The sequence below is a fragment of the Pseudomonas sp. FW215-R2 genome (assembly GCF_058789255.1).
Map to the genome: position 1 here is coordinate 11,916 of NZ_JBYTBO010000025.1, position 17,982 is coordinate 29,897.

Genomic DNA, 17,982 nt, shown 5'->3' on the forward strand with positions numbered 1-17,982 from the left:
GCGTCGAACGGCGCCGTCTCGCCCGATGACTTTGTATTCAGAGATGGAAAGATGATGCAGATTCTGGCCCTTGGCCGTGAAAGTGACCTTCAGGATTATGTTGCGTATTGCCGCGAACACGACAGAGATGTCGTCTGTTTCGTACCGCCCGCACTGCTGCAGAACGAAAAGAGCGCCTGGGAACAACAGTTGTCCGCGGCACTGGAGGCCGTCGGCGCCGGGCAACGGTTCGACCATGTCGTCTCATTCAACGACGGGTTCCAGGTTCAGGTGGATGTCCTCAAGCGCCTCTTCGGGCTGCCCGCGCGCGATCCGGACGCCATTTTCGCGCTGACGGACAAAGCGGCCTTCAAGTCGGTCCCCGCGACCGCCGATTTCATTTCACGTTATCTGTGCCTGCCCCAGGATGTCAGCGCACAGCAGGCATGGCAGCAGGTCGAGGCGTCGCTGAATCTGCCGGTCGTGCTCAAACCCTCCAACGGCTTCTACAGCGCCGGGGTGATCCGGGTCGATGACCAGGCCGCGTTCAACAAGGCGCTGACGCTGACCCGTCGGGTCTGCTCATTGATGACCAGCCAGCGTGGCGGCTCGCAGATCCTGATTGAAGAATACATAGACGGTGAAGAGTTCTCGGTGGATGGCTATGTGCTGGATGGCGAAATCACTCCCCTGCTGCTGCACCATAAATACCCACGTCTGGAAGGCCCGACATTCCACGAAAACGCCCAGATTTCCAGACCGTTCGACATGCAGGCGGGTGAGCCTTTCCTGGTTGCGCTGCGCCGGATCATTGCGGCCGTCGGGCTGGATCAGTCGCCCTTCCACGCCGAGTTTCGCATCACGCCCGACCAGCGGGTCTACATCCTGGAACTGGCCCCGAGAATTTCCGGTGGCGGCATCTCGTCCCGTTATCTGATGGACATCTGCCTCGGGCTGGATGTCTATGACGTCGACCTCAAACTGAATACGCCGCAACTGAAACTGGATCTGCCGCAGCGCCGCATCGGCCTGGAGTACGACTTCAGCGTCAAGAAAAGCGGCGTGCTGAAATCCATCGAAAAAACGGTCGCGCAATGCCGCGAAATGGGCGCCAGCACCATCATCCAGCACCGCAGCAACGGCGAGTTCGTCATGGCGCCTCCGGTGGCCCTGGAAACCGTGCTAACGGCCTTTTTCACCTGCGAATCCAAGGATCGCGCACTGCAGATTTTCGATTGGCTGGAAACCTGTGAAGTCGAGACACAAGCCTCATGAACCCGACCCTTCCCAACGACTGCTCATTGCCGCTGCTCGACATTCAGGTAGGTCTGTGGATCAGCGAACAGGTCAATCAGGCCGCCACCTCCCACAACATTCCGGTGCGTGTATCGATTGATGGCCCACTCGATATCCCCGCCTTGCAGCAAGCCATCGATTGGCTAGTACAGCGCCACGACAACCTGCGCGCGCGGTTTGTACTGGAGGGAGAAACTCCCCGCCAGATCATTTCCGGCACCTTCGACGCCACCCTCGAGCACGTGGTGATCGCCGACGGTGAGCGCGATACCCTTGCCGCGCGCATCGATGCGTTGCTGAAACGGCCGATGGATATCAGCCGCGGTCCGCTGTTGCGTTGTGTGCTGCTGCGAACCGGGCCCGAGCAACATGTGTTGCTGTTCGTCATCCATCATCTGGTTTTCGATGGCAGCTCGATCGAGATTCTGTGGCGCGATCTGTTGGCCCGTTACACGGCAATCACCGGCGGGACCGATACAGCGTCCCCTCTGCCGCTGTCCTACAGCGAGTACGTGAATCGCCAAAAGACCACCACCCCATCGGATTCGCTGGGTTACTGGCTCACGGAACTGGCGGATCGCCCTGCCCCCCAGCGTTTCCCTTGTGCCAGGCCTGCCAGCGGACAACGCGCGCGCAAGGCCCGCGACGTGGTCAACACACTGACACCGACAACCACCGGGCAATTGCGGGCGTTGACCGGTCCCGGCACGTTCACACCGTTCATGGTCCACATGGCCGTCTGCGCGCTGCTGCTTCATCGGCACACCGGCGCCGAAGACATGATCTTTGGCATGCCGCTGTCCACCCGTGACAACGCCGACCAGAAAGACCTGACCGGATTGTTCGTCAACGTGGTTCCGCTGCGGCTGCGCCTGACGCGCGGCCTGTCGTTTTCCGGGCTGTTGCAGCATGTTCGGGCGCGAGTGCTGCGCGCCATGATGCATCGCCATCTGGCGTTTCACGAACTGGTCGGCCACCTGCGTCTGGGCCAGGAAGCCGGCTCGGGCGGGCTGTTCCGGATCTTTCTCAACCATGCCTCCGTACAACGGCTGCCCGTGCGGGTCGGCGATTGCACGTTCGAGCTGCTACCCAGCACCAACATCACCGCCGCCTTCGAAATGAACCTGGCAATCGTCGAGACCGACAGTGGCTTTGACACCGTGTTCGAGTTCGACGACATGCTTTTCACCCCCTCCGATGTCGCGGCACTCGCCGAAGACTACCAACGGATTCTGTCCGCCTCCCTGAGTGATCCGGGCGCCGCCGTCAGTGACTTGCTCGCGCCTGTGAAGCTCGCGTGCGCCGGGGATGACATGCCACTTGCCCCTGGCCTGCCTGTACATCGCTGGTTTGAAGCACAGGTGCGCCGTGCTCCGGACGCTGTCGCACTGGTTTTCCAGGACACCCGTTTGAGCTACCGGGCACTCAATGTCCAGGCCAATCAGTTGGCCGGGCGATTGCGCGCTGCCGGTGTCAGCCGCAACGCACTGGTGGGCATCTGCATTGAGCGCAGCCCACAAATGGTCGTCGCCATTCTGGCGGTGCTCAAGGCCGGGGGTGCCTATCTGCCCATCGACCCGGACAATCCGGATGAGCGAATCCATTTCATCCTGCAAGACACGGCTGTTCGAACGGTACTGACCTCCCGTCATTTGCAGGATCGCTTCGAGGGTCAATCGGTGGAGTCGATCGCCGTGGAGGAGCCCGAACAATTCGCCGCGTTCGACTCGACGGACCCGCAATGGCCTGTGGCGATGGACGATCTGGCGTATTGCATCTACACCTCGGGTTCCACGGGACGTCCCAAGGGCGCACTCAACTATCACCGGGGGTTTGCCAACCTGGTGCAATGGTATGTCCGCGACGGTTTGCAGATGTCTGTCGACGACAGGGTGATGCTCGCCAGTTCGATCGGTTTCGACCTCACCCAGAAGAACATTCTGGGTCCTTTGTGCGCCGGTGCATGCCTCATGATTCCGGCCCATTCGCCTGCCAATGCCGGCGGTTTCCTGAAGGCCCTCACGGCCTATCGCCCGACCTGGCTCAACTGCGCGCCGTCCGCGTTCCGGGCCTTTGCCGCCTCGCCCCGAACCGCCAGCCTGCGCACGCTGGTACTGGGTGGCGAACCGGTCGACCGCTCGCTGATCGAGCAATTGCGAGGCAGGCCGCTGACCCTGGTCAACTCTTACGGGCCGACCGAGTGTTCGGACGTTGCGACCTGGTGCAAGCAAGACCTGCAATCGACCGCAGTCGCTGCAGAAATGCCATTGGGCCAGGCCATTCCTGGCGTTCAGGTGTATGTGCTGGACGAACAACTGCGTCTCGCTCCGAATGGCGTGGCCGGCGAAATCCATATCGCCGGGATCGGCGTCGGACAGGGTTACCTCAAACGTCCGGAGATGACTGAGCAAAAGTTCATCGCGAATCCCTTCGGCCCTGTCGGCAGCCGGATGTACAAGACCGGCGACCTGGGACGCCGCCGCGCCGACGGCACACTTGAGTTCATCGGCCGTATCGATTTCCAGGTGAAGATTCGCGGGCACCGCATCGAACTGGGGGAAATCGAGAATCAACTGCTGGCCTGCGACGGGATCCGCGAAGCGGTGGTCATCGCTCTGGACGTTTCCCCAGGCGAAAAACGGCTGGTGGCGTACCTCGTTTGCACCGACCAACACACGCTCGACCCCGAACGACTGAGCCGCACCCTGCGTCACGGCTTGCCCGACTACATGGTGCCCGACACCTGGATAGCGCTGCAGCGCCTGCCGCTGAATCTCAATGGCAAGGTCGACCGCAAGGCATTGCCGCCTCCGGACTGGCTGCAACGTGAAGAACCCGCCACGGCCCCCACCGAAACGTCGATCACCCGCCCGCCAGCGCCTCAGCGCTCATGGACCCTGGAGCTGCCTCGAACCGGTGTTTCGCCTTCCTCCCGGCCACGTCAGCGCGGCGTAGCCGCCTGGCGTATCGAGCCCTCAACGCTTGAGCCCATCGAACGCCTGGCCGCACACCATGGCACGACACTCGATATTGCGTTGATCGCGGCATTCAACACTTTGTTGTATCGCTACAGCCAACAGGACGAGATCTGCCTCGGTTACACCCCGATGCGTCGCCACCCTGGCAAAGCAGAAGGCGGTGTCGGCAACCTGGTCGATACACGGCTTCTGCGCACCCGCCTTCGCAGCGGACTCAGCCTTGCAGCGGTGGTGTCTCTGACAAGTGAAGCCCATGCACACGCCGAGCAGAATCCCGATGCGGATTTTGCAGGTGTGCTGGCAGAACTGGCCCGACAAGGTGATCACCCGATCGTTGAACACCTGCCCGTCATGTTCGAACGAGGAGAATCCGATTCGCCCCGGACTCAGAGCCTCGGCTGTGACCTGAAGCTGCTGGCATATTCAGCTCAGACAGCGCTCGAAGGCCGTCTGGAATACGACGCCAATCAATTCGACGTCGAGACGATGGCGCACCTGACGCGGCACTTCGAGGCCATCCTGAAAGCCCTCGCACACACTCCCGAGGCACCGATCGACACGTTGCCTCTGGCCCCGATGGACTGCCCTTCGCTATCGCTGACCCGAAATGCCACGGTACTCAGTGCCGCACAGCAATTGCCGGTGTTCCAGCGTTTTGAAGAACAGGTCCAACGAACCCCCGAGGCCACTGCGCTGATCTTTGAAGGGCAGGCATGGAGCTACGCGACCCTCAACCGTCAGGCCAACCAGTTGGCCTGGTACTTGCGCGCGCAAGGGGTGGGAGCGGAAACCGTCGTGGCGCTACTGGTTGAACGCGGCCCCCGGTTGATCAGCAGTCTGCTGGCCATTCTCAAGGCCGGAGGGGCTTATCTGCCGCTGGACTCGATGTATCCCGCGCAGCGGATCGCAACCATGCTGGATGACGCCGGAGTCGGGTTGATTCTCACCTGTGACGATCTGCGCGGACACTTGCCTGACAGTGCGCTGCCGACAATCTGCCTGGACCGGGATCGGGAGACCCTTCTCGGGCAGCCGTTGACCGATCCACAGATCGAGGTCGGTCAGCAACACCTGGCTTACTGCCTGTTCACCTCAGGTTCGACGGGGCGTCCCAAAGGCGTGCAGATCGAACACCGGGCCCTGAGCAATCTGCTTGCGGCCATGCAGGCCGCACCGGGGCTGACGGCTTCGGACGTCTGGCTGAGCGTGACCTCGGCCGCCTTCGATATCTTTGCGGTTGAGGTCTATCTCCCGCTGATCAGCGGAGCCCGGATCCTGCTCGCCAGCAAGCAAGACACCTCTGATCCGATGGCCCTGGCGCGACTGGCCAACGAATACGGCGCAACAGTCCTGCAGGCGACACCCGCCACGTGGCGCATGTTGATCGACAGCCAGGTCGAGCTGACTCTGGACACCGCCATGAGTGGCGGTGAAGCCATGGACGATGCGCTGGCTGACGGCATGCGTACCTTCGCCCGCCGTGTCTGGAACCTCTATGGACCCACCGAAACCACCATCTACTCCAGTCGCGCGCACATCGTTGCCGGCCAGTCCCCCACCCTCGGCGGCCCCGTGGAAAATACTCGCCTGTATGTACTGGATCGCTATCTGAATCCGGTTCCAGTGGGCTGCACAGGGGAAATCCACATCGCTGGCGATGGCCTGGCGCGGGGCTACATCAATCGTCCTGACCTCACCGCAGAACGGTTCCTGCCCGACCCGTTCGGCCCGCCGGACAGTCGCATGTACCGCACGGGAGATCTGGCGCGCCAATTGCCCGATGGCCGCCTGATCTACCTCGACCGTATCGATTTCCAAGTGAAAATCCGTGGTTTGCGGATCGAACTGGGCGAGATCGAGGCCGCCTTGAGACGTTGTCCTTGCGTAAGGCAGGCGATCGTCACCGCGCACGGGGACGATCCCGCCACCCGTAAACTGGTTGCCTACGTCGTCCCGCGCCCTGGACAGACGCTGCAGCGTGATGCCCTGAAACTGCAGTTGCAACGCGTCATGCCGGACTACATGGTGCCGAGCGCCTGGGTGTTTCTGGAGCAATTGCCACTGAACGTCAGCGGCAAGATCGATCGCAGCCGCCTGCCCCCACCCACCTCGGGCGAGACGGTCAGCGTCGCCACCCAAACCGCCACCCAACATCGACTGGCCGCCATCTGGGTCCAGGTCCTGCAGGTCGAACAGGTGTCTGTGCACGACAACTTTTTCGCACTGGGCGGGAATTCGATGTTGGCGATTCGTTGTCTGGTGCGTATCAACCGCGAATTCGACCGCCAACTGTCCTTGCGCACGTTCTTCGATCACCAGACCGTTGAGGCGCTGAGCCGCTTCCTGGATCAGCAGAGCACCGTGAGCGATTCCCGGGAGGTCAAAATCACACGCTGGTTCGAGCAACCGGGCTTGCCCGACGTCTATGGGTTCTCGGGCTGCGGGATGCATGGCATTGCCTATTTCCAGTTGGCCAGAGCACTGGCGTCAACGTGCAACTTCCATGCGCTGGAGCCCTTCGAGACCTACCGCGACGGCGAGCACCTGCTCGGCGTCCAGGAACTCGCCAATCGTTACGCGAACGCGATCCTCAACCGTGGGAGCGAGGAACCGATCACGCTGTTGGGACACTCCTTCGGGGGCACGATCGCTTTTGAGACGGCACGCTTGCTGGAACAGCAATCAAAAACCGTACGGCTGATCCTGCTGGATGCCACATTGATCGACCCGCGAGTACTGGAAGAGCAGGCAGGACTGTGCGCACAACCGGATACGCTTCCCGAATGGCTGGAATCCACCGAGGAAGATCCGGGCAGCCACGCATTGCAACATCAGTTGCGGACCGCCGCTCAAGAGCTCTACAAGCAGCATTGCCAGATTTTCGCCGGCTATGTACCCGACGGCAGGTTCAGTGGAAGGGCTGCCGTCTTTCTGGCGCAAGACGCCAGCCTGCGGCAAAAACTGCGAGTGGGATTTGTGCGTGTCTGCCAGCAACTCCTGCTCCAGGTACCCGAGTTGCAGGATGTCCCCGGCGACCACATGTCCATGCTCACGACCCCGCAAGTCGAAACGCTCGGTGCGTTGATAAAGGAGGAACTGCAACCATCGCCGGTTACACGGCCGGTTGAGCTGGACCGGGCATGACGGGCTTTACGACCTTGCTCGGGGAAGATTGCTGCATCGTCGAGGCCCGCGACCGCGCTATGTGGTCTGCGGGCCTGCTCGAAGCGGAACGCGGATTGACGGTCGGGATGAACCGGCAGCGCCTTCGCGAATACACTGCCGGGCGCAACTGCGCCCGCGCAGCGCTCGTGCACCTCGGATTCCCGGGCCTGCCAATCGGCAAGGGTTCCGGGGGCGAACCGCTGTTCCCGCCCGGTGTCTGCGGAAGCATCTCGCACACCGACAACTACTGCGCGGCGGCCCTCGCCCTCAAGCGACACATCGCAGCCCTGGGCATTGATGCCCAGAGCAACCGACCGTTGGAGGCGCCGTTATATCGACGGGTGCTGGGCCGTTCTCCGACAAAAGACTTCGCGACACAGGGTTTCTGCGAAGGCACATTGCAGTTCAGCATCAAGGAGGCGTTCTACAAAGCCATCTTCTCCTTCTGCCAACGCCACGTGCGTGCCGGTGACCTGATCGTGGAACTGTTGGCCGAACCAGGACACTGCGCAATCCACAGCCTGGCGCCCGATCTGGAATCCTGCCTCGCCCCCTTCACGGTGGATGTTCGATACACGTTTGATGAACAGCGTCTCTACAGCGCCGTCGCCTTGCGCGAGCGCTGAAACAAGACCGCAAGGTTCCGTCCTCAGGCTCAGCTAAGTTTCACTGGATACCTTCTCCCCCTGCGCACTTCCAGCGCTGCTCAGGAGAGGCATCCCACCCATGAAACCCGCCATAGCCGACTGGCTCAACAAAGTACCCGAAGTGACGCTGTCCTTCTGGGTGATCAAGATCCTGTCCACGACCGTGGGTGAAACCGGTGCCGACTTTCTGGCCGTGGATGCCGGATTCGGCGCAGGCCCGACCAGCCTCGGCATGGCCGCGCTGCTGGCCATTGCGCTGTTCGGTCAATTGCGTACCAAGGCCTACACCCCCTGGATCTACTGGCTGACCGTGGTGCTGGTGAGCATCGTCGGCACGCAGATTACCGACATCCTGACCGACATGCTGGACGTCAGCCTCTACACCAGCACCGCTGTGTTCTCCGTATTGCTGGTGGTGAATTTCCTGGTCTGGTACCGGACGGAACGCAGCCTGTCGATCCGCGAAATCGTCACCCCGCGTCGAGAACTGTTCTATTGGGCCACGGTGCTCTGCACCTTTGCCCTCGGCACGGCCGCCGGCGACCTGGCGACCGAAGCGCTGGGCCTGGGCTTCACTGTCGGCGCCGTCATCTTCGGCGCACTGATCGCCGCCACCTTCATTGCCTGGCGATTGGGCGGCAACACGGTGCTGACGTTCTGGATCGCCTACATCCTGACCCGCCCCTTCGGCGCATCCCTCGGCGACTTGCTGACTCAGGCCAAAACCTACGGTGGCCTCGGCATGGGCGCGACCTGGACCAGCGCGATTTTCCTCTGCGTCATCGTCCTGCTGGTGACGGCCGCGCAGATCAGTACCGGCAATCGCAAAGCAATCACTGAATAAACCTTCAACTGTTCATCAAGGAATCGTCATGCGCCAGATTCAAAACCTCATTCGTCACGTCGCCATCGTCTCGTCCATCTGCCTGCTGAGCATTGCTGCCGGCTGCTCGAAACCGGCAGACAAACCTGCTGCAAACGCCGCTGCAGGTGCAGTCAGCACACAAGGCCAGGCCGCTTCAAAACTGGGTGATCTGTCCGAGTTCCGCACGATTGCGGCCGATGTCGCCGCCCTCGTCGACAAAAACGACCTGCCCGGCGCCAAGACCCGCATCAAGGATCTGGAAACCGCCTGGGACTCGGCCGAAGCCGGGATCAAGCCGCGTGCCGCCGGGGACTGGCACATGCTGGACAAGGCTATCGACCGCTCGCTCGACACCTTGCGTGCCAGCGCCCCGCAGCAGAAAGACTGCAAGGCGCGGATGGACGAGTTGCTCAAAGCCTTTGACTCGCTGAAGGGCAACGCCTGATCCGGGCCGGACAAACCCTTGCACAGATGCTTCAATACAAGCGCGACGGCCCAGCCCGTCGCGCTATTTTTTTGGGGAGCGGGTCATGCGGATATTACTGGTCGAAGACGATCCGATGATCGGCGATGCCATCCAGGGTGCGCTGAACGACGCCAGTTACGCCACTGACTGGGTGAAAAACGGGCTCACCGCACTGGCCACGCTGGACACCCAGCACTACGACCTGGTGTTGCTGGACCTCGGCTTGCCCGGCAAGGACGGACTGGACGTGCTCGACAGCATTCGCGCTCGCAACAACCCGGTGCCGTTGCTGATCATCACCGCCCGGGACGGTCTCGACGACCGCTTGCGTGGCCTCGACGGCGGTGCTGACGATTACTTGCTCAAACCTTTCGACATGGCCGAACTGCTGGCGCGGATGCGTGCGGTGTTGCGGCGCAAGGGTGGCAGCGCCCTGTCGTTGCTCGACAATGGCGTGGTGTCGCTGGACCTGGTGTCCAAACAAGCCACCACTGCGGAAAACGCGGAGGTGCAATTGTCCAGCCGCGAGTTCGCCCTGTTGCAGGCCCTGTTGATCCGGCCGGGGGCGATCCTCTCGCGCAGTGAACTGGAAGACCGGCTCTATGGCTGGGGTAATGAAGTGGAAAGCAACGCGGTGGAGTTTCTGATTCACGCCCTGCGACGCAAACTCGGCAGTCACGTCATCAAGAACGTCAGGGGAATGGGATGGATGGTTTCAAAAGGCGCCTGAGGGATTCGGTGCAACTGCGGCTGTCGGTCACGCTGTCGCTGGCCATCCTGATCGTCGCGCTGCTGGCGGCGGTTTTCGCCTTCGTCTCGGCGCTGGACGAGGCCCACGAAATGCAGGACGAGTCCTTGCGCCAGGTGGCGGCCCTGTTCGACCGCCAGCAAATGACCCTGCACTACCCCGCCGCTCAGGCCGTGGACGACGACAACGAAGAATCCCGGGTGATCGTGCAATACCTGGCCGACGGCAGCCAAGCGGTCGGCAACGACGACGCCCTGCTGCCACTGCCCTTCCCCACGACCCTGTCCGATGGCCTGTCGACCTTGAAGGTGACCGATGAAGACTTCCGGGTGCTGGTCAAAACCACGGCCCGAGGCGAGCGCATCGTCGTCGCCCAGGAAACCGGCGTGCGCGACAAGGAGGCCCGCGAAAGCGCCTGGCGCAGTCTGCTGCCGTTTCTGATCCTGTTTCCGGTGCTGTTGCTGGTGGTCGGCGATCTGGTGCGCAAGATGTTCCGCCCCATCGCCATGCTCTCGGCCGATATCGACCAGCGTGACGAACAAGCCCTGCACCCGATTGACGAAAGCCATGTGCCGAGCGAGATCCGGCCGTTTGTGGTGGCCATCAACCGCCTGCTCGGCCGCGTCGCCCAGTCCGTGGACAACCAGCGGCGTTTCGTCGCCGATGCGGCCCACGAACTGCGCTCGCCCATGACCGCCCTGTCCCTGCAGGCCGAACGACTGGCCGCCACGGAAATGCCGGCAGCCGCCCGCGAACGCCTGTTGCCGTTGTCCCGGGGCATAGAGCGCAGCAGGAACCTGATCGATCAACTGCTGAGCCTGGCCGCCGCGCAGTCAAATTCCAGTACAGCGCCGACCACCGTTTCAGTCCTGCACATCTATCGGCGGATTCTGGAAGACCTGCTGCCGCTGGCGGACCGCAAGAATATCGATATCGGCGTCGAAAGCAGCGAGGACGTACAGGTCAGCATCAACGAAACCGACCTGCTGATCCTGATCCGCAACCTGGTGGACAACGCCATCCGCTACACCCCGCCCGGCGGGCGTATCGACCTCTCGGTCAAACGGGAGCAAGCGACGGTCGTCCTGCAAGTCAGCGATACCGGCCCGGGGATTGCCGTGGAAGAACAGGCGCGTGTCTTCGACCCGTTCTATCGCAGCCTGGGCACCGATGAGTCGGGCTCGGGGCTGGGTTTGTCCATCGTCAAGGCGATTGCCGATCGTACGGGGCTCAAGGTTGATCTGGGGTTTACCGACGTCAACGAAAACAGCGGACTGTGTGTCACCGTCAGCATCGATCAGCCCTGAGCCGTTTCCCGTCCTTACATTTCGACCTGCGTCCCCAACTCGATGACCCTGTTCAACGGCAACTTGAAGTACTTCAGGTTGCTGTTGGCATTCTTGAGCAGGAACGCGAACAGGTACTCGCGCCACTTGGCCATGCCGATGCGGTTGGTCGGAATGACCGTTTCACGACTCAGGAAATACGTGGTGCGCATCGGGCTGAAATCCAGTTCGGCCAAGTGACAAAGGCTCAGCGCCAGCGGCACATCCGGCTCTTCGGTAAAGCCGAAATGCAGGTTCACCCGGAAGAAGCCATCGCCATAGGACTCGACTTCGAAACGACGATCCACCGGCACGCGCGGGCTGTCTTCGGATACCACGGTCAACAGCACCACCTGCTCATGCAGCACCTGGTTATGCAACAGGTTGTGCAGCAGCGCGTGGGGAACCGCGTCGGCCCGCGCCGTCAGGAACACCGCCGTGCCCTGTACGCGATGAGGCGGTTGCGCACGAATGCTGCTGATGAACAACGGCAGCGGCAACGCGGTTTCATCCAGCCGCTCGACGATGATCTTGCGCCCGCGCTTCCAGGTGGTCATCAGGAAGAACAGACCAATACCGGCGATCACCGGGAACGCACCGCCCTGCAGGATCTTCGGCGCGTTGGCCGCGAAGTACAGGCTATCCACCAACAGAAAACCGAACAGCATCGGGATCGCCAGCCAGCGCGGCGTCTTCCACAGCAACAAGACGACGGCAGCGGACAGGAGGGTGGTGATCAACATGGTGCCCGTCACCGCCACGCCATAAGCGGCAGCCAGTGCGCTGGAAGATTCGAAACCGATCACCAGCAGCACAACGCCGACCATCAAGGCCCAGTTGACCGTGCCGATGTAAATCTGGCCCTGCTCCTGGCTTGAAGTGTGCTGGATGAACATGCGCGGGACGTAGCCCAGCTGGATGGCCTGGCGCGTCAGGGAGAACGCACCGGAAATCACCGCTTGCGAAGCAATGATCGTCGCCAGCGTGGAAAGCGCGACCATCGGCAGCAGCGCCCATTCCGGGGCCAGCAGATAGAACGGGTTACGCACCGCTTCCGGGTTGCCGAGGATCAAGGCGCCCTGGCCAAAGTAATTCAGGACCAGACCGGGCAGGACCAGCATGAACCAGGCACGGGCAATCGGTTTGCGACCGAAATGGCCCATGTCGGCGTACAAGGCTTCCGCACCGGTCAGCGACAGGACGACTGCGCCCAGAATCGCCACGCCCATGCCCGGATGGACCGTAAAGAAGCGCACCGCCCAGATCGGGTTCAGCGCCTGCAACACCTCGGGACGCTGCAAAATACCGTAGACCCCGAGTGCGCCCAGCACCACGAACCACAGCACCATGACTGGGCCGAACAGCGTGCCGATCCGCGCCGTGCCGTGTTTCTGGATCAGAAACAGCGCCACCAGCACCACCACCGACAGCGGCACCACCCAGTGCTCTATGCCGTCGAACGCCAGCTCCAGCCCTTCTACCGCCGAGAGTACCGAGATGGCCGGGGTGATCATGCTGTCGCCGTAGAACAGCGCCGCACCGAACAGTCCGAGCAACACCAGCACTTTGCTCATGTTCGGGTAAGGCGCCGACGCGCGACGGGCCAATGCCGTCAACGCCATGATGCCGCCCTCACCCTGGTTGTTGGCCCGCAGGATGAACAGCACGTACTTGATCGAGACCACCCAGATCAGCGACCAGAAAATCAGCGACAGAATGCCCAGCACACCGTCGTGATTGAGCTGCACGCCGTAGTGACCGGAAAAGACTTCTTTGAGGGTGTAGAGGGGGCTGGTGCCGATATCCCCGTAAACCACACCGACAGCGGCCACCAGCATGGCTGCGCCTGAGGATTTGGACGGGGAATTTTCGTTGTTTTTACTCAAGGGTCGCGGCTCTCGAACGGCGGGAAGAAGTGGCATGCCATCCTTGGGCAATACGCTGACCGGGGCCTTCAGGCATACAAGGCTGCGGTGCGGTCAAAAAAAACGCGGCCAGTATCGATGCGAACAAAATCCTCCACCGTAAAGAATGCGTAAAAAATCGATCTGCCCCGAACCGTCGCGCACGTTTTTAAGGTCAGCTGATTGTTATGGCTGATGGCATAATCGCCAGCAGTTCATATCAGGGGCGCATCAATGTCCGTTGAAAGCTACGACCTGCTCGCAATCTTTTCGGCGGTGGCGCAAGAACGCAGCTTCACCCGTGCGGCGGCAAAACTGGGCATGTCGCAACCGGCCTTGAGCCGGGCGATGCGTCAACTGGAGGAGCGTCTGGGCGTGCGTTTGCTCGCGCGTACCACGCGCAGCGTCCTGCCGACCCAAGCGGGTGAGCATCTGTTGCGAGTGATCGCGCCCCGCTTCGAGGAGATCGATCACGAGTTGGCCTTGCTCAGCGAGTTTCGCGACAAACCGGCCGGCAAGTTGCGCATCACCGCTGGCGAACATTCCGCAATCACGATCCTGCAACCCGTCCTCACACAGTTGATGCCTGACAACCCCGACCTGAATGTCGAGATCATCGTCGATTACGGCCTGACCGACATCGTCGCCGAAGGCTTCGACGCCGGCGTGCGGCTGGGCGAACAGGTGGCCAAGGACATGATCGCGATGCGCATCGGGCCGGACATGCGCATGGCAGTAGTCGGCTCCCCGGCGTACTTCGCCCGCCATCGCAAACCGCTGATTCCACCCGATCTCATGGAACACAACTGCATCACCCTGCGCATGCCGACCCATGGCAGCCTGCTGCTGTGGGAATTCGAGAAGGACGGGCAAGCCCTGAATGTGCGAGTCGAGGGGCAACTGGTGTTCAACAACATTGCCATGCGCCTGCAATCCGCGCTCCAGGGGCTGGGGCTGGCCTACATGCCGGAAGACCTGGTGCAGGAGCATGTCGCGCAGGGCCGGCTGATTCGGGTACTCGCCGACTGGTGCGAGCCGTTTTCCGGCTATCACCTCTACTACCCCAGCCGACGCCAGAGCTCACCCGCCTTCACCCTGCTGCGTGATGCGTTGCGCTACGGAAGCTGACGCTGCTCAGGGTAGGGCCAGGTGTTTTTCCAGTGCTTCGCTGGCGCGCCCCGCCGCTTCGACTTCTCCGTGTTGGGTCAGCACCTGCGTCAACTGACGCAATTGCGCGCTGCTCAAGCCCACCCGCAGGCTGGCCGCGATATGCGAGCGCAGCTGCGATTCGGCGCCGGGCGTAGCCGCCAGGGCTGAAACCGTGGCCAGTTCACGGCTTTGCCAGTCCAGGTTGTCGCGTTCGAAGATATCGCCGAACAGGTGCGTCTGCAGGAACTGGTTGATGACCGGCGCGAAGTCGAACAACGGCCCCTGAACCGGCGCCCCGGCGATACGGGTCTGATTGGCCTTGCCCACGGCCAGCAAGGCGTCGCCTGTCGCCACGGCGTGACCGGGTTCGCGCCCGGGCTCATCGTGGAGGCCGCGTTGCTTGCGCGCCTCGACCACTTTCATCAATTCACCCAGCGCATTGAGGCTGCGTGGAAAACCGGCGTAGGCATACAACTGCACCAGAATTTCCCTGACCTCGCTGATGGTCAGCCCGGCATCCAGTCCTTCGTTCAAAGCGGCGTTGAGACGCGGCATGTTGCTGCTGGCCATGGCCGCGCCAATCGGCACGATCGCCTGCTGCCTCGCGGAGAGCACTTCGGAGACCGCGACTTCTGTCGGTGCTGCCAGCGGCACCGGCCGGTCTTCGGCGACTTTCTCCAGCCACTCCACATTCTTGCCGTTCACGGAGCCGGTCACCGCCAGATGGGTCATGGTGCTGTCAGGCGCAGCGCCATGCCAATGCTTGACGCCCGGCGGGCAGACGATCACATCGCCCGGATGAATGTCCTGCACAGGCTTGCCCCACTCCTGGGTCTGCCCGACACCGGAAATCACCACCAATCGTTGACCGGCAGGATGGGTGTGCCAGGCCGAACGAGCGCCCGACTCAAAAGTCACGTAAGCGCCGGACGCATTGATTTCGCCCGTGTCGTTGAACAGTGGATCGACGCGCACCCGACCGGAGAAATAATCTTCAGGCCCCACGAATGAAGCCTGAGAACCTGCACGACGGATCTGCTGCGCGTTCAACGGCTCACTGCCGCCGCCCGCGACTTCAGCAGCGCTGGCAAAAGGTGTGGCCGCGCACATGGCGAGGCCCAACAAGGTTTTGTTCATGGATGGCTTCCTTCGAATCAGAGGGTTCGGGCGTAAAACGCCGTCAGCTGTTCCATGGCAACATCGACGTAGGCCGGCACCCAATAGGTTTCGATGTGCGTGGCACCCTCGATCTTGAACAGGGTCTTGTCCTGAGTCCCGGTGGCCTTGGCGAAGGCCTGTTCCGACAAATACAGGCTGTCGGCCTTGCTGCCGGCGATCATCAGCAATGGCTTGTCGATCAGCTCGATCTGGTCGGTGGCGTCAAAGCTCATCAGATCCAGCAGGCTGCTGAGGGTGTAACGAAAGGTCGAGTTGGGATGCGCGTGGGTCTTGCCGTAATACTCGAAGCCCTGGCGGTACAGGTCGAACGGCAATTTGGCGATCTGCTCATCGGTCAATTTGGCATCGCCGACGTATTGGATCTCCCCGCCGGCGGCTTCCTGGGCGCGGGCGGCCGAGGCTTGCTGCAAGCGTTGCTGGATCGTGTCGAGTTGCGAGTCCTGATAACCGTTGCGGCGCACCAGCCCGGAATTGAACATGCTCACCGTGGCAATCGAGCGGAAGCGTTTGTCGGTCTGCGCAGCCTTCAACGAGTAACCGCCACCGCCGCAGATGCCGAGCAAACCCAGATGAGCACTGTCGACGCCGGGGTAGCTGGCGATGAAGTCGGCCATGCCATGAATGTCTTCGACGCGGTTGGCCGGCTTGTCGATGTTGCGTGGTTCTCCCCCGCTCGCGCCTTGATAAGCGGCATCCGCCGTGATCGTGATGTAGCCCTGATCGGCCAGACGCTGAGCGTAAAGACCGGCAACCTGCTCTTTCACCCCACCATTGGGGTGCGCGACGACAACGGCGGGATAGTGCCGGGCCGGATCGTAGTTCGCGGGGGTGTAGACGTTGGCGGAAATGGCCAGGCCATTGAGCGAGTAGGTCACCGGATGAATGTTGACCTTGCCCGGCTCGTTGCGGGTGATCGCGCCACCGTAAGTCAAGGTGAACGGGTTCTGCCGGTAGTCCGCCGCCTCGACTTCAGCACCGGACATCCCGATCATCGCGGCCAGCACCCCGGCCTTCATCGTGGTTCGCATCATTTGCCTCTCCTTTCCATCAATACGGTATGGAGAGGCAAACTACCCTTCGACGATTGATTGATAAACGGCACTAATTGGATAGCACTGATATCAGAATCACATAAGTCCAGCAAATCAGCGTACCTGCCCCGGCAAACTAGGAATCGCCTGATGTCCGGCGCTGTCCACGGCCACTAGAGTGCGTGGCTCCTCTATCACCGTGTGGCGCCGTCAATATGGAACGACCCGACAAACAGCGACGAATGCGCGTTTTTTCAAACATTGCCTGCGTCATGGCGCTCGTCTGGGGTTCGGGCGCCATGGCCGCGAACTGTGCGTTTACCTATTCGGATAAACACAACACGACAGTGACCCTGAATTTCGGCGCCAACGTGGGGGCGGACAGTTTGACGGTCCCCCAGGACGCGCCCATTGGCACCATCATCTACCAGCAATCGCTCAATGCGGCGGAGCACATCTTTACCTGCACGGCGGCCACACGCTACGGATTCGCCGTGAACCCTGCTCTGGGAGCGCCCGTCGACGCGACCTATCCCCTGGGCAAGACCGGACTTTCATTTCGTGTCGGCACCCCCAACCCGAACATCACCTACATGCCTCCGCCGTTCAATATCGGCTCAGGCACTTACACCACCAATGGCGGGAACTACACGCTGGAGATCTTCAAATCCGGCGAACTGTCGCCGAAAAACGAGATTGCCGCCGGCTTTCTCGGCAACCTGCAAGTCAGTGATCTGGTGTTCATCAAGTTCAACCTGCTCAACCCGATTCACTTGAATACCGCCTCCTGCCAGACCCCGTCCGTGCCGGTGGCGATGGGTGACGACTACCGTCTGGAAGAGTTCGAAAAGAGCGGCGCGACACCGCGCGTGATCAAATACAACATTGCCTTGAACCAGTGCCAGCGCGGCATCAAGAAAGTGACCTATCAACTCAAGGCCACCACCACTGTCATCGACTCGAAGAAAGGCATCGTGGCGCTGAATGCCGAGTCCACAGCCAAAGGCATCGGCCTGCAGTTGATGAACGATGCGGGGCAACCTATCGCACTGGACACCAATTACCCGTTCAACGGCTTCAACACCACCGACACCGACTTCAGGATTCCCTTGTCCGCGTCCTACTACCGCCTCGCCGAAGGCACGTTGAAAGCGGGCACGGCGAACACCGCCGTGACCTTCATCATGAGTTATCTGTAGTCATTTAAGGATCGTCTTATATCGATCGAACTCATGCCTGCCTACAGTGCG

12 protein-coding genes are annotated in these 17,982 nt (G+C 61.5%); 9 read left to right on the forward strand and 3 right to left on the reverse strand.

All coding sequences use genetic code 11. The annotated features are described in order from the left end of the window. Positions 1-54: 54 nt before the first annotated feature. The 7 genes from AC3WRD_RS26025 (at position 55) to AC3WRD_RS26055 (ending at position 11,451) form a co-directional block, all read left to right on the forward strand. Positions 55-1,254: an ATP-grasp domain-containing protein gene (locus AC3WRD_RS26025; RefSeq protein WP_158243868.1), complete on the forward strand. Its 1,200-nt coding sequence runs from the start codon at positions 55-57 to the stop codon at positions 1,252-1,254. Beyond that, entirely contained in the window at positions 1,251-7,397 is a 6,147-nt protein-coding gene (locus tag AC3WRD_RS26030; protein WP_102622162.1) for a non-ribosomal peptide synthetase, read from the forward strand. The genes AC3WRD_RS26025 and AC3WRD_RS26030 overlap by 4 nt, the downstream gene beginning before the upstream one ends. Continuing rightward, positions 7,394-8,044: a 4'-phosphopantetheinyl transferase family protein gene (locus AC3WRD_RS26035; RefSeq protein WP_102622161.1), complete on the forward strand. Its 651-nt coding sequence runs from the start codon at positions 7,394-7,396 to the stop codon at positions 8,042-8,044. The genes AC3WRD_RS26030 and AC3WRD_RS26035 overlap by 4 nt, the downstream gene beginning before the upstream one ends. A gap of 100 nt (positions 8,045-8,144) precedes the next feature. Continuing rightward, a complete protein-coding gene (locus AC3WRD_RS26040; protein WP_096820633.1) occupies positions 8,145-8,909 on the forward strand; it encodes a COG4705 family protein in 765 nt (254 codons plus the stop codon). A 28-nt stretch (positions 8,910-8,937) separates the two neighbouring features. Continuing rightward, positions 8,938-9,375 (forward strand): hypothetical protein, encoded by a 438-nt coding sequence (locus AC3WRD_RS26045; RefSeq protein ID WP_102622160.1) that lies wholly within the window; start codon positions 8,938-8,940, stop codon positions 9,373-9,375. 85 nt (positions 9,376-9,460) lie between these two features. Next, positions 9,461-10,126: a response regulator gene (locus tag AC3WRD_RS26050; RefSeq protein ID WP_096820631.1), complete on the forward strand. Its 666-nt coding sequence runs from the start codon at positions 9,461-9,463 to the stop codon at positions 10,124-10,126. Further along, the gene (locus AC3WRD_RS26055) at positions 10,102-11,451 is read left to right on the forward strand and encodes an ATP-binding protein (RefSeq protein ID WP_102622159.1); all 1,350 of its coding nucleotides are present in this window, start codon (positions 10,102-10,104) and stop codon (positions 11,449-11,451) included. Before AC3WRD_RS26050 ends, AC3WRD_RS26055 begins: the two co-directional genes overlap by 25 nt. A 14-nt stretch (positions 11,452-11,465) precedes the next feature. Here AC3WRD_RS26055 and AC3WRD_RS26060 read toward each other — a convergent pair whose 3' ends face one another. Then, positions 11,466-13,391 (reverse strand): potassium transporter Kup, encoded by a 1,926-nt coding sequence (locus AC3WRD_RS26060; RefSeq protein ID WP_371858328.1) that lies wholly within the window; start codon positions 13,389-13,391, stop codon positions 11,466-11,468. 216 nt (positions 13,392-13,607) lie between these two features. Between AC3WRD_RS26060 and AC3WRD_RS26065 the strand changes: the two genes are divergently transcribed. Continuing rightward, positions 13,608-14,501: a LysR family transcriptional regulator gene (locus AC3WRD_RS26065; RefSeq protein WP_102622157.1), complete on the forward strand. Its 894-nt coding sequence runs from the start codon at positions 13,608-13,610 to the stop codon at positions 14,499-14,501. Between the two features lie 6 nt (positions 14,502-14,507). Here AC3WRD_RS26065 and AC3WRD_RS26070 read toward each other — a convergent pair whose 3' ends face one another. Together AC3WRD_RS26070 and AC3WRD_RS26075 are read right to left on the reverse strand one after the other, a co-directional pair. Continuing rightward, positions 14,508-15,659: a (R)-mandelonitrile lyase gene (locus tag AC3WRD_RS26070; protein ID WP_102622156.1), complete on the reverse strand. Its 1,152-nt coding sequence runs from the start codon at positions 15,657-15,659 to the stop codon at positions 14,508-14,510. Between the two features lie 17 nt (positions 15,660-15,676). Beyond that, positions 15,677-16,732 carry an alpha/beta hydrolase gene (locus tag AC3WRD_RS26075; RefSeq protein WP_102622155.1) on the reverse strand — a complete coding sequence of 352 codons (1,056 nt, stop codon included), beginning with the start codon at positions 16,730-16,732 and terminating at the stop codon, positions 15,677-15,679. 242 nt (positions 16,733-16,974) lie between these two features. On the opposite strand from AC3WRD_RS26075, the gene AC3WRD_RS26080 reads away from it, so the two are divergent. Beyond that, on the forward strand, positions 16,975-17,931 hold the full coding sequence (locus AC3WRD_RS26080; protein WP_255261917.1) for a fimbrial protein: 957 nt from the start codon (positions 16,975-16,977) through the stop codon (positions 17,929-17,931). The last annotated feature ends 51 nt before the right edge of the window (positions 17,932-17,982 follow it).